14 protein-coding genes are annotated in these 12,485 nt (G+C 64.7%); 6 read left to right on the top strand and 8 right to left on the bottom strand.

Annotation, left to right across the window (positions count from 1 at the left end; translation table 11 throughout):
* Positions 1-55: 55 nt before the first annotated feature.
* Both NRB20_RS30940 and NRB20_RS30935 read left to right on the top strand, forming a co-directional pair.
* On the top strand, positions 56-310 hold the full coding sequence (locus tag NRB20_RS30940; RefSeq protein ID WP_153414942.1) for a type II toxin-antitoxin system Phd/YefM family antitoxin: 255 nt from the start codon (positions 56-58) through the stop codon (positions 308-310).
* Complete coding sequence (locus NRB20_RS30935; protein WP_153414941.1) at positions 303-722, top strand: type II toxin-antitoxin system VapC family toxin; 420 nt, start codon at positions 303-305, stop codon at positions 720-722. Before NRB20_RS30940 ends, NRB20_RS30935 begins: the two co-directional genes overlap by 8 nt.
* Before the next feature lie 201 nt (positions 723-923).
* On the opposite strand, the gene NRB20_RS30930 is transcribed toward NRB20_RS30935, so the two are convergent.
* Positions 924-2,168 carry a cytochrome P450 family protein gene (locus tag NRB20_RS30930; protein ID WP_153414940.1) on the bottom strand — a complete coding sequence of 415 codons (1,245 nt, stop codon included), beginning with the start codon at positions 2,166-2,168 and terminating at the stop codon, positions 924-926.
* Positions 2,169-2,274: 106 nt separating this feature from the next.
* On the opposite strand from NRB20_RS30930, the gene NRB20_RS30925 reads away from it, so the two are divergent.
* The gene (locus tag NRB20_RS30925) at positions 2,275-3,084 is read left to right on the top strand and encodes an MmyB family transcriptional regulator (protein WP_194290072.1); all 810 of its coding nucleotides are present in this window, start codon (positions 2,275-2,277) and stop codon (positions 3,082-3,084) included.
* A 62-nt stretch (positions 3,085-3,146) separates the two neighbouring features.
* On the opposite strand, the gene NRB20_RS30920 is transcribed toward NRB20_RS30925, so the two are convergent.
* Positions 3,147-3,761 carry a Uma2 family endonuclease gene (locus tag NRB20_RS30920; RefSeq protein ID WP_194290071.1) on the bottom strand — a complete coding sequence of 205 codons (615 nt, stop codon included), beginning with the start codon at positions 3,759-3,761 and terminating at the stop codon, positions 3,147-3,149.
* A gap of 572 nt (positions 3,762-4,333) precedes the next feature.
* On the opposite strand from NRB20_RS30920, the gene NRB20_RS30910 reads away from it, so the two are divergent.
* Complete coding sequence (locus NRB20_RS30910; protein ID WP_153414936.1) at positions 4,334-5,833, top strand: HNH endonuclease signature motif containing protein; 1,500 nt, start codon at positions 4,334-4,336, stop codon at positions 5,831-5,833.
* A gap of 840 nt (positions 5,834-6,673) precedes the next feature.
* Here the strand turns inward: NRB20_RS30910 and NRB20_RS30905 are convergent.
* Together NRB20_RS30905 and NRB20_RS37750 are read right to left on the bottom strand one after the other, a co-directional pair.
* Positions 6,674-7,009 (bottom strand): DUF397 domain-containing protein, encoded by a 336-nt coding sequence (locus tag NRB20_RS30905; protein WP_194290070.1) that lies wholly within the window; start codon positions 7,007-7,009, stop codon positions 6,674-6,676.
* A gap of 5 nt (positions 7,010-7,014) precedes the next feature.
* The gene (locus NRB20_RS37750; protein WP_194290069.1) at positions 7,015-7,884 is read right to left on the bottom strand and encodes a helix-turn-helix domain-containing protein; all 870 of its coding nucleotides are present in this window, start codon (positions 7,882-7,884) and stop codon (positions 7,015-7,017) included.
* Between the two features lie 175 nt (positions 7,885-8,059).
* Here NRB20_RS37750 and NRB20_RS30900 point away from each other — a divergent pair, with 175 nt between their 5' ends.
* On the top strand, positions 8,060-8,338 hold the full coding sequence (locus tag NRB20_RS30900; protein WP_153414934.1) for a hypothetical protein: 279 nt from the start codon (positions 8,060-8,062) through the stop codon (positions 8,336-8,338).
* Between the two features lie 637 nt (positions 8,339-8,975).
* Here the strand turns inward: NRB20_RS30900 and NRB20_RS30895 are convergent.
* The 3 genes from NRB20_RS30895 to NRB20_RS30885 form a co-directional block, all read right to left on the bottom strand.
* Complete coding sequence (locus NRB20_RS30895) at positions 8,976-9,170, bottom strand: hypothetical protein (protein ID WP_227834035.1); 195 nt, start codon at positions 9,168-9,170, stop codon at positions 8,976-8,978.
* A gap of 25 nt (positions 9,171-9,195) precedes the next feature.
* Positions 9,196-10,059 (bottom strand): RpnC/YadD family protein, encoded by an 864-nt coding sequence (locus NRB20_RS30890; RefSeq protein ID WP_153414933.1) that lies wholly within the window; start codon positions 10,057-10,059, stop codon positions 9,196-9,198.
* 186 nt (positions 10,060-10,245) lie between these two features.
* Positions 10,246-10,689, bottom strand: coding sequence for a nitroreductase family deazaflavin-dependent oxidoreductase (locus NRB20_RS30885; RefSeq protein ID WP_153414932.1), 444 nt, complete (start codon positions 10,687-10,689; stop codon positions 10,246-10,248).
* Positions 10,690-10,821: 132 nt separating this feature from the next.
* Here NRB20_RS30885 and NRB20_RS30880 point away from each other — a divergent pair, with 132 nt between their 5' ends.
* Complete coding sequence (locus NRB20_RS30880; protein WP_153414931.1) at positions 10,822-11,511, top strand: TetR/AcrR family transcriptional regulator; 690 nt, start codon at positions 10,822-10,824, stop codon at positions 11,509-11,511.
* Between the two features lie 291 nt (positions 11,512-11,802).
* Here the strand turns inward: NRB20_RS30880 and NRB20_RS30875 are convergent, their stop codons facing one another.
* Positions 11,803-12,477 (bottom strand): TetR/AcrR family transcriptional regulator, encoded by a 675-nt coding sequence (locus NRB20_RS30875; RefSeq protein ID WP_319945611.1) that lies wholly within the window; start codon positions 12,475-12,477, stop codon positions 11,803-11,805.
* Between the last annotated feature and the right edge of the window lie 8 nt (positions 12,478-12,485).

Genomic DNA, 12,485 nt, shown 5'->3' with positions numbered 1-12,485 from the left:
ACAAGTTGGGCGACGCGACATAGCGAGACATAGCAACCGTTGCTATCGTCGTGTTATGACGAAGACGATCACCCAGGCCGAGTTGCGCAATGGCAGCGCGGGCGTGATGGACGGACTCGAAGCCGGCGACGACTACATCATCACCCGCAATGGCCGACCGGTCGGCGAGTTACGCCCCATCGCGCCGCGCCGGAGCATCACCACTGCTGAGCTCCGAGCACGGCTGGCCCGATTCGCCGGTCTTCCCAGCAGCGCAGAGGAGCGCGCGGAGGTCGACGAGATGTTCGGCGAGGATCGCCTCGATGACTGAGCCGGTGTCGAACACCCGATTTCCGGCTGGGCTGCTGGACACCTGCGTTCTGATCGATCTCGAACTACTGGACCAAGCAGACCTGCCGATCGAACCGAAGATCTGCACCCTCACCCTGGCCGAGCTGGGATTGGGCATCGCCAGCGCCAAGACACCGGAGACGCTGGCCCTGCGAACCGAGCGAATGCTGGAGCTGGAACACGCTTTTGATCCGCTCCCCTTCTGCCCCACCGCCGCCCGTCGGTTCACCTCCTTGGCAAAACTGGTCGTGGCAGCAGGCCGAAACCCCAAGCCGCGCAAGGTCGACCTGATGATCGCAGCCATCGCGTCGGTCAACGATCTGCCGCTCTACACACGCAACCCGGACGACTTCAGAGGCACCGAGAACCTCCTGACCATGGTCCCGGTGTAACCGCCGATCTCCGAGCAACTCCCGAGCCTTCCCCCGACCGTTGCGCAGATGCGCTGGGCTCGACGACACCCCCACCGCGAACTCGGCCGACCGACCACTGCCGGGCGTGATCGGATGCGATGGCACCCCGCACGACCGCGCACCGGCACCGAGTCCTCCCCTCCTCGACGGACTCGGTACCGGCGGCTCGCGGATGCCTGATCAGGGATGTAGGCGGACCGGGACGGTGGTCAGGCCGCGCACGATGAGGCTTTTGCGCCAGGTCAGGTCGGCGTCGGGGGCGAGTTGGAGGTCGGGGTGGGTGGCGAGCAGGCGGGTGAGGGCGACGATGCCCTCGGTGCGGGACAACTGGGCGCCGACGCAGCGGTGGATGCCGTGGCCGAAGGCAAGGTGCTGGTTGGCGGGGCGATCCGGGTCGAACTCGTCCGGCTCGGTGAAACGTTCCGGATCGCGGCCGGCGGCGGCGACCGACAGCACGACGACCTGCCCCGCCGGAATCTCGACACCACCCAACCTGACCGGCTCCCTGGTGTACCGGAAAGTGGTCTCGCGGGTCGGCGACTCGTACCGCAGCACCTCCTCCACGAACGCCGGAATCCGATCGGGATCCTCCCGTAGCGACGCACGAGAACCGTTGCCGGACAACAACAACGCAACGGCGTTGCCGATGAGGTTGGCACTGGTCTCGTATCCGGCGACCAGGAGCAGGAACACCATGCTGATCAGCTCACGGTGACTGAGCCGGTTCCCGCCTTCCCCGGCGGCGATGAGTTCGGACAGCAGATCCTCTTGCGGCGCAGCCATTTTCGCGCGGATCAGCGCATCGATGTATCCGACGAATTCCTGGACCGCGGTCGTGCGGGCATCGCGGGTCGGTTCGCTGGAGACCACGATCGCCGACCACTCCCGGAACCGCCCGCGGTCGGTGGGCGGCACGCCGAGCAGCTCGCAGATGACCAGCATCGACAGCGGACTCGCGTACTCCTGCAACAGATCCTGCGTCTCGTCGGCCCGCGTCGCCATGTCCGCGAGCAACGCGTCGGCGATCTCGACCACGCGGGGTTCCAGATCGCGGATCGCACGGCTGCCGAACGCCCGGTTGACCAGCGCGCGCAGCCGGGTGTGCTCGGGCGGGTCGTAGAACACCATCATGTCCTTGAACAACCCGCTGCGTATCGTGTGGTCCCCGCCGCTCGCGGCCACGGCGTCCAGCGCGTCGGGCGCACCGAGGACCTTGCTGATGCCGGGATCGGTGAACGCCGCCTTGGCCGCCTCGTACCCGGTGACCAACCACCCGGTGCTCGCATCGGGGAATCGCACGAAATGCACCGGTCCACGACGACGTAACCGCTCGTACACGGCGTGCGGTTCGCGAAAGAAGTCCTCCCCCAACTCGACCGCCTCGATCGCTGATTCACCCACAACAGCAGTGGTCTCGTCCGCCATGCGCCGAAACCTAGCAGGGCACACCAACTTTCGACCGGTTCGAGACCATCCGGACCGCTGTATACACTGCCGGTGCATACAAGATCACGGGAGGATGTCCGCAGCGATGCGCGAGCCGGAGAACCCGACGTTGGGACAATTCCTGAGCTTTCTGCGTCAGCGTGAGGCCGAGCGCAGACACGCCGAGGGCACGCTTCCGACGAACCGGAAACTGAGCCGGGAGAAGGCGGCGGCGCAGGTGCACATCACCGCCAGCTACCTGACCAAGGTCGAACGGGACGAGGTCGGCCAGGTCGACGTCGGCATCCTGCGCCTGCTGACCACCGCTTATCGCGCCGACGAGGACGAATGGCGTTACGTCTGCGATCTGGCCGGCTACGCCTCGCCCTATCCCGGCCTGGTCGGCCTGGACACCGCGATGGAAATGCCGCCGCTGCAAACTTTCCTGGACGCGGTCTCCCCGATGATGCGCACCGAAATGGACGAGACCACCGACGACCTGGTGTCCTTCTACGCCCCGCAGCGCCAACTACTCGCGGCCAACCAGGCGTACCTGGATACCTTCCCCTCCCACACGCCCGGCATGTACATGCTCGAATGGTCGTTCACCGACGAGGCCCGGCACATCATGATCAACTGGGACGACCAGGTCCGCCAGGGTGTCGCGGTGCATCGCGGCACGATGGGCCGCTACGGCCACACCGAATGGGCCCGTCGCGCCCACCGCCAACTCTGGCAACACCCCGAATTCCGCCGCCTCTGGGAATCCAAGGAAGTCACCTACACCCGCCCCGTCAGCTCCGAAGCCCAACTGCGCGTAGGCAACCGAACCTTCGCCATGATCATGGAGAACTGGCAAATGCAACACGACCTCCCCATAGTCCGCTCCCGAGGCAGACTCCGCCCCATCGATTGACCGCGCCACCCGGGCGAAATCGGGCCGACCCGCGATTCGCCCATCACGCACTCACCGCCGAATCAGGCGAAGTCACGCCGCCCGAGCTCGAACAGGACGTTCGGCGAAACGCTGATCTCGAACGGCTGCTCGACCACCAGCACGTCGTCACCGGTGACCAGGGCCTTACGAACGTATCGCCCCCGCTCCAGATCGAGCGCCTCGATCCGAGCGACCGGAGCGAAATCGACGATCCAGTAATGCGGAATCCCGGCCCGCGCATACTCGTCCCGCTTGATCTTCCGATCGTGTGCCTCACTACCGCTTCGAGGCGAAACCACCTCGGCGACCAGCAACAGGTCCGATGGATCGAGGTAGAGCTCCCCCTCCAGGAACCCGGCCTCCTCCGCCTTGGCATCGATGATGAAAACATCGGGCTTGCGAACCGCACCGGGAAACGCGAACTCGTATTCACCCCCATCGATAAGTACGTCCGCCCCGGCCCGCCGCGCCGCCTCGATGAACACACTGCGCAGCCCCCGCCCCATCCGGTTATGACGCAGCGACGGCGACATCTTCTCGACCAGCCATCCGTTCCACAGCTCGAAGCCCTTCCCCTCCTCCGGACCGTTGTGCAGATCCCGCGCCGTGTACGGTCCAGCGCCGAAGGACGAGCCGAAATCGACTGCCACACTCACAGTCGCCCCTTCCATCGCCGAATTGCCGAGTACACGGAACTACTGTGGTCAGCATATACGAGAAAGCAAGTTCGCTGACCTGGCCACATGCAGACGCCCTCGGGACGTGAAACGCACCGGCAGCCCATCGAGATGGTCACCGCCGCAGACACACGCGCGGGAGATCGGCTGTCACGAGTTGCGTTCCGCAGCAACGATCGACGGCTTCTGGTGTCCGAAAAAGGTCACTGATGAACAGAATCCACCGGCCGGAGATCGCAGAGCTACGAATCACCAAGTCCAGCAATAATTTCCAAATGTCACAGCACATCAGTGAATTACTGCCTGGGTAACCGATCACCGGTATCCACCGCATCGGTTTCGCCGAACCGAAACGTCACAGCACAGCACAGCACAGCACAGCACAGCACAGCACAGCACAGCACAGCACAGCACAGCACAGCACAGCACAGACAGGTTCGGTTAAAAGTGTTGTGTGCGAGCATTATTCGGTCAGCTGTCCAGGGTGAAGATTCTGATTTCACATCGCTGTGGCGGTGTTCCGGGGGTGATTTTCGGGATAGAATTCGAACATGGATTCGAACAGCGTGGATGCCGGGGAGTTCGCAGGCGAGCTCACCGCTGATGTGCTGCTGGCCGCGGTCGGTGACCTGGTCGGCCGGCCATTGACCCCGCTGTCCGATAGTGCGGTGGTGGAACTGCTGCGCGGGATCGAACGCGCGGCACGCATACTCACCGCGGTCCAACACCAGGTGTTGATCGATATCGATTCCCGATCCATCCCCGCGAACACGGGCGCGAAGACGATCAAACGGTTCCTGATGCAAACCCTGCGCCTGTCCCACGCCGAAGCCGGTGCACGAGTCCGCGCCGCCACTCGTGTGGGCACGTTCCGCAACCTTGCCGGGGACGAACGCGAACCCGAATTACCGTGCACGGCAGCAGCGTTACGACGCGGGGACATCTCGGCCGAGCACGCTCGCGGGATCGGGGCGGTGATGACCCGGGTCCCCCGCACCACCGCCACCGATGACCGGGTCGCGGCCGAACAGATCCTGGCCGAGTTCGCGGTCACCGGCTCCCCCGACGATATCGGCACAATCGGGGACAGCATCCTGGCACACCTGGACCCCGACGGGAAACTCACCGATTCGACCGATCGCGCCCGCATGCGCGGGATCCGCATCGGCCGCCAACGCGCGGACGGGATGTCCCCCATCAGCGGCGACATCGACCCGGTCCTGCGGGCACTGCTGGACCCGGTCCTGGCCAAATACGCACGCCCCGGTGTGGCGAACCCGGACGACCCGACCAGTCCCGGTACCGATCTGGATCGCACCGATCCGGCAGTGATCACCGCTGCCGCGCAGCGTGATACCCGCACCGCCGCGCAACGCACCCACGACGCGTTCACCCTCCTACTGGGAACGTTGATCGATCCGGATGCCCTCGGCGCGCATCGGGGGATGCCGGTCACCACCGTGCTCACCCTGCGCGTGGAAGACGTGGAACAAGGTGCGGGGGTGGCGACCACCGCCACCGGAGGCACCGTCCCGATCGGTGACGCACTACGCCTGGCGGAGCGTTCGCGCCCGTATCTGGCGGTGTTCGACCACGCCGGGCTACCCCTGCATCTGGGGCGGACACGGCGGCTGGCGTCCCCCGCGCAACGACTCGCGTTGATCGCCGCACTCGGTGGCTGCTCCCGCCCGGGCTGCGACGCACCCGCGTCCTTGTGCGCGGTGCATCATGTGCGTGATCACAGCAAGGGCGGACCCACCGACATCGAGAACCTGGTTCTGGCGTGCGACCACTGCCACGCCCTGATCAACGACACCGATACCGGTTGGAAAACTGTTGTCCTGGACGAGGATTCACAGTTCCCGGGCCGGACCGCGTGGATCGCGCCCGCTCATATCGACCCGACCGGCACCCCACGCGTCAACCACCGCCACCACGCGGGCGAACTCCTCGCCCAGATCGTCGCGCGAATCCATACCCGGCGGGAACGAGACCGCGCGGCCCACCAGCGTTGGCTACGGGAACGAAAACCCGGCGACCTCGCCGCCTGACCCCGGGGCATCACCACTTGCCCCGAGGCATCGCCGCCTGCCCCGGAGACATCACCGCCTGCCCCGGGGACATCACCGACTACCCCAGGACATCACCGCCTGCACCACGCCGGAGAACTCCTCGCGCAGATCGTCACCCACATCCACACCCGCCGGGAACGAGAACACGCGGCCCACCAACGCTGGCTACGAGAACGAAAACCCGGCGACCTCGCCGCCTGACCCCCGGGACATCACCACCTGCCCCGGGACAACACCGCCTACCCTGGGACATCGCCGCCTACCCCCCGGGACGTCGCCGCCTACCCCCGGGGCATCAGCACTTGCCCCGGGGCATCGCCGCCTGACGCCAGGGACAACACCGCCTGCCACGGGACGGAACACCACCCACTCCGTCGGTACGAACGTGGCCCAACCACGCCCAGGCGACTGCCCAGCGCAAACGAGCCCAATACCAGGACAATCCGGCCTCGACCGGGGCAAACCCAGCGGGCGACGGATTACCGAGGCGAGCTGCCGAGCGAGGCAGGAAGCTGGGCTCTGGTTCACATTCGGTGGTCACGCCGATCCGGTGGGTCCGCGCGGACGGCGCATCACGATCGTTGCGCGAAATACCCATTACGACAAGATCGTTCACGCCGCATCCGAGCCGACGGGTACCGAGACCACCAAATGCGCCCCAGAGCCTGAAGCTGGACGGTCACCGCGACCGACGAGCAGACCGGTGAGCCTCGTCGACAGGCTCCGTACCGGCAACAAAGATCCACCGGCTGAGGTGTCACGGGATCACGAATTCCCAAGTCCAGCAGGAATTTCCGTGACTCACGGCATGCCGGTAAATTATCCGTGAGGATCGAACTGCCCGTCGGCGACACCCTTCGCGAACGCATCCCACTCGGCCGCGTTGTACTCCAGCGCAACACCTGTCGCGGTGATCGACGCGCCGCCCGCCGACGCGAGGGTGATGCACACCCCGTCGACTTCACCTGAATTGCCGCTCAACACCAGGTCGAGCACGGCCTGCCAATCGGCGGAAGCCACCGACACGATCGGCTGGGCCGCCGGATCGCCGTCGTACTTGCTGTCGCGGATGCGAACGTGGTCGACCCCAAGTGCGACCTCCACGCAGGTCCTGTCGGCACCGCTGAATGTCGACTTGAAGTAATGCGAACTCACACTGGCTAGCCTATATTCCGACTCGCAATCCGGTCGATCAGGTTGATCGAATCCTCCCGGCCGAGCGCGATCGACTGCACCTGGCTGTACAGGTAGCCCATCTCGTTCACCCACTTCCGATCCTCCGCGATCTCGCCATAGGCAGCGGCCTCGACCCATCCCAAGGTCGGCAGTCGCCCACTCTCGAAATCCAGGAGATGAAAGGTTGCGGAGTTCAAAGCTGCGATCGCCCCTCCCGCCTCGAACGAAATGAGACGGATGTCGAGCGTTTCCGGCCGCCCATCGATGAGGGTGAGCAGATGGCGTAGCTGTTCGCGATGCACCTCCGGACCGCCGACCTGGTACATCAATGCCGCCTCGCCCATGATCACCGACAACTGAAGCGGTTCGGGATCATCGAGCAACTGTTGCCGCTGCCGCCGCGCTTTGACGCGCTGCTCGACTTCGTGCGGCCGCCCGGTGGCGACGCTCCCCTTCATCAGTGCCCGCATGTAGTCCTCGGTCTGCAAAAGCCCTGGGACAACACCATTTTCGAAGCTCCGGATGCACTGTGCGCCGGCTTCGAGCCCGAAGAAACGCATGAGGGACTCGTAGAACAGCGCCGAGTACTCCGCATACGGATTCTGCCCCTTGGCAACCTCACGAAGAGCTCGCAACTCGCCCTGATCAGCGGGCTCGAACTCGAGTAGCCGCAGCAGGATCGCAAGCTTGTCCTCGCTCAGCATGCCGCGACCATGACTGACCTTCGACCAGTACTGCTGGCTCACATCCAACGCCTTGGCGATTGCCCCCGCCTTCACACCCCGATCGGTGGCGCGGTTGAGGATACGCAGCATCAGTTCCCAGCCGGCAACTGTCGGCGAAGTCCTTGTCATCTCGAACCTTTCGTGCGGATGAGGCCGCCCATACGGTATCGCACAACACGCCACTGGATATCGACATCGAAAGCATTTGATTACTTGTCTGGTTGATACAACCAGCGTAGTGTCCTGACTGCTCGCCCATCGCAGCATGAGCGCTTCAGACGATCCGAAGGGGGATCGAGGACCGATGTCCGTACAGGTGGACAAGGCGTGGATCAGCAGTGATCAGACAGCTCATCAAGCCAGGTTCGTCGGCGAGAGGGGCTGGGTGGTGTCGTTCCTACCCGGCCGCACGCTGACCAAAGTTCAAGCGCTGTCGGCGATTCTGATCGCGGACAGCGCGGCGGTTGCCTTACGGCTGGCGCCGGATGTCGGCCTCACCGCACTGGAAGCCGTGGGACTCGTTGTCCTGCAACCACCTTGGCCACGGCCCGCCGCTCACCCGTATTCGACACCAATCCCATGACGCAGTAGAACTGCACGACGAAAGACCGAACCACGATGATCAGCACCAGCATTGTCATCTATTCGATTGCGGCACTGACATTCCCGGCACTGTGCACACTCTCGGCAGGGCTGCTCGGATGGCGACTCCCCGCCGCGCCACCCGCCTCCGAGCTCGGCACACCCTGGTACCGCGAACTGCCCCACACTCCGCGGTACGACACACACCCATTGCCCATCATTGATAACGAACACCCCTGCACCGCAGCAGATTTCGCAGCACTACTCGAATACGCCAACGCCCGGCATCGCCGATTCACCCGCCGGTGACACATGCCCGAACCGGACCCACCCGACACGGACGTCCACCTGCGAATCCCCTTGGGCGACCTACTCCTGGACTACCGCACCACCGCAACCGCCGCCCACAACTTCATCACCGACTGGCGGCGAACCCATTGCGAGATAATCGAAATAATCACCGACACCCCAGAATCCCGACGCCACCTCCCCCGCCTACCGTGCGAGACATTGTTCCTACACCCATGCCCACCGCCGTTGCGCGATGACAGCCCTACGTCACCGTTGAATATCGAAACCCATTACGCAGGTTGAGCATTCACAGCCAGCATCGGCGTTTGTCGAGCAGATCATCGAAGTCACCGCGCTCGGCCATCCCAACCAAACCAGTCAACGCCTCGGCGCGTCTGAAACGCCGCACGACCTCGATCAAGGATCGTGTCGACCGTGTCCTTCTTCACAGCAATCCCAAGCACCCGCCGCGCCACGGCAAGCGCCTCATCAACCCCGATCAGCAGCTCGGACACCACAACCGCCCGATCGACACAGCTCATCCGAGATCCCACGTCTCCCATGCAACTACTTCTCGAAGACCTCCGCGATCGTGGCGGCGGTGGCGGCGCGCTTCACCCACGAGTTCAACAGGTCGACATCCGAGCAGGACAGCACCTCATGCTCGACCTCCTCGGGAACAGGCAACTGCCGGGCGCGAAGGATCGTCAGCAGAGCCGAGGCTTCACCCTTGGCCTCACCCTTGGCTTCCCCCTCGGCGTAATACCGCCGCGCGAACTCACTCTTGTACTGGTAGGTACCGGTTGCCATAAGAGTCTCCAGGAGTTTCCGGGCCGCCCGCGGCAGTATCGCGAGTACCAGGTCAATGTACATTTGACCGTTCGCGACGTCGACCATCTCGGCGGCGAAGACCGTGAGGATCTGCTCTCGGTCGGGATGATTGCGGTGGGCGACTGCCGACAGCACCGCCAGTTCGGGGTTCTCGCCGACCTGGGCGGGGTCGGTGATCACCGGCACGTCCGCAGGGCCGAATACGACGGGGACGAGGGTGCAGCCGGGGGCGAGCAGGAGCGGCCGACGACAGCGGGCGGCGGTGCGATCGTCGGCGCACAACACCAACAACACTGTGGGACAACGTAATCGGGCGCGCAGCGTGGTGAGGTAGACGGGCCAGCTCCACTCCTTCTCCGGGTCCGGCCGTAGTTGAACCTCGATCACCGCGGCCAATACCGGACTGTTGCCGCTGGTCAGCGCGACGACCGCATCGGCGCGATACTCGGTCGGGTCGATATCCGGAAAATCGCCGGATTCCAGTCGCGCATGGTCGAACTCGGGTACGACGCACGCATCGGAGAGCGCCAAGAGATCGGCCGCCAGTCGTGGACGTTGCCGAAACAAGTCGGCCACCGCCTCGTGCAGAACGGAGGGCATGCCCGAAGACTACCTGAGCCCATCGACCGGATCCAAAGCCGAAATCCTCACGGACACATATTGATTCGCATCAGATTGGATCAAAGCCAGATGGAACTTTCCACTCCGGACAATCCACTTCGAGCCGGGGAAAGGAAGTTCCCACGTAGCGCCCGATGTCGGCCACGCCGGGCGGCCGCTGCGGACTCAGGAAAGTGCGAAGACGGGGAAACCCGGTGCGATCTCGGCCAATTCGGCGTCGGTGGCGTGTTTGGTGACGCCCTCGAAGAAGCGGCCGACCTCCCAGCCCCAGCGATCGAGGTATGCGCGCAGTACCGGAATCTTGTCGGCGTCGGAGAGTTCGATGGCGGTGAAGGCTTCGGACTTGCGGCCCAGACGGAGTTCGCCGGCGCCGGAGACTCGCAGGTTGCGGACCCACTGGGTGTGGCCGCGCGGAGCCACCAGGTAGCGACGGCCGTCGGTGGTGAGGACGTTGACCAGGGTGGTGCGCCATTCGCCGCTCTTGCGGCCGCGCACGGCCAGCAGGCGGGAACCGGCGACGCTGACGCCCAGCTTCGGCAGCAGGTTGACGACGCGATTCATGATCGAGTCCATACCGGACGGGCCGATGTAGCGGGTGGTGGCGTCCATGGGGGTTCCTCCGAGAGTTCAATTCGAGAGCGGTGCTCTCGATCTGAGAACAGTGTGCGCGCCTCACCGCAACGAGTCAAGAGCAGTGCTCTCGAAATATTCCAGCGCTCCGAAACGTGGCACACTGTCCGAATGAGTGTGCCCAGAACCGCCCGAGCGCGAGCCCGAGCCGAGATCACCCGCGAGATCACCGATGCCGCGCGCCGCCAACTCGCCGAGTCCGGCGCCGCGGCCTTGTCCCTGCGCGCCATCGCCCGGGAACTCGGCATGGTCTCCTCGGCGCTCTACCGCTACTTCCCGAGCCGCGACGACCTGCTCACCACGCTGATCATCGAGGCATACACCGCACTGGGCGACAAAGTCGACCAGGCCGTCGAGGCGGCCGCGACCCCGCGTGCGCAATGGCGCGCCGCGGCCACGGCGATACGGCACTGGGCCATCGCACACCCACACGAGTACGCACTGCTCTACGGCTCACCGGTCCCCGGCTACAAGGCCCCGCAGACCACCATCGCCCCCGGTTCACGAATTCCCGTCGCAGTACTCGGCATCGTCGAAAGAGCCTGGGAAAGCGACACTCTCGCAGCCCCCCGAGACGAACTCGCCCCGCAACTGAGCACACAACTCGCCGCGATCGCCGAACAACTCGCCCCCGGCGTGCCCGCACCGATCCTGGCGCGAGCGGTCATCGCCTGGACCCAACTGTTCGGCGTCCTCAGCTTCGAACTGACCGGCCAATACGTCGGCAGCGTGGACCCCACGGAAGCATTCTTCGACTACTCCATCGAAACCATGGCAGACCTGATCGGCCTACGCCCCTGACTCCGAAATCCATTGCTGGGCAGCATCTCTCATCCACATAGCGTGGCAAGGCCGATCTGATGATCGCAGCATCGGTCAACGATCTACCGCTCCACACCCGCAACCCGGACGACTTCGAAGGGACCGAAAACCTTCTGACGTTGATCTCGATCCGAGTACGGGCAGCTCACACGGTCGGGTCGATATCCGAAAAGTCGCCGGATTTCCAGCCGCGCATGCTCGAAATCGGGCGCACCACACTCACCTTCCGGAATTGGCCGTAATGGCGACACCGGCAACTCAGGTCAGGGATCAGAGCTGGGCGCCTGATCGGACGAGGGTGCCCGCGACCAGGGTGGCGAGGGTTGTTTCGAGGTAGGTGGCGGGGTCGGGGAACAGGGGGGCGAGGGCGGGGTCGGCTTGGAGGGCGGCGAGGACTACGGGGGAAGGGCGGGAGTGCACACTCAAGGCGGCGGCCATGAGGGCCGACATCATGCATACGGACCAGGCGTTTTCGCCGAGCTCGGGGACCACGGTGCGGACGGTGGCGACCAGGGGGCCGAGGATGGCGTGAGCGGAGCGCTTGTAGTGCAGGACGACCTCGGGAGATACGTTGCGTTCGAGCACTCCCGGTTGGGCCGCGATCAGGTCGCACAGGATCGGGCGGTCCCGTAAGGCGTGCGCGAAGGCGGCGGCCAACCGGTCGCCCCGCTCGGTGACGGGCAGGTGCGGATCAATCGCGGATACCCGGTCCGATATCTCGTCCGCGCATTCGCGGAATCCGCGATCCAGCAGCTCCAGCAGGATCTCCTCACGAGATTCGAAGTAGCGCAACACATTCGACTTCGCGAGACAGACACGGCGACTGAGTTCGTTCAGGCTCAGATCGGCGACGGGCATCTGGTCGAGCATCTCGGCGGCACCGTCCAGGATCGCGCGACGGCGCACCTCTCGCTGCTCGGCGCTGCGTGCCCTCTGGAATACCACGTCGTCAT

Origin of the sequence: Nocardia macrotermitis (genome assembly GCF_009604405.1) — a bacterium.
Lineage (GTDB): Bacteria > Actinomycetota > Actinomycetes > Mycobacteriales > Mycobacteriaceae > Nocardia > Nocardia macrotermitis.
The sequence above is the reverse complement of the archived record's forward strand: the minus strand, read 5'-3'. Positions and strand labels throughout refer to the sequence as shown.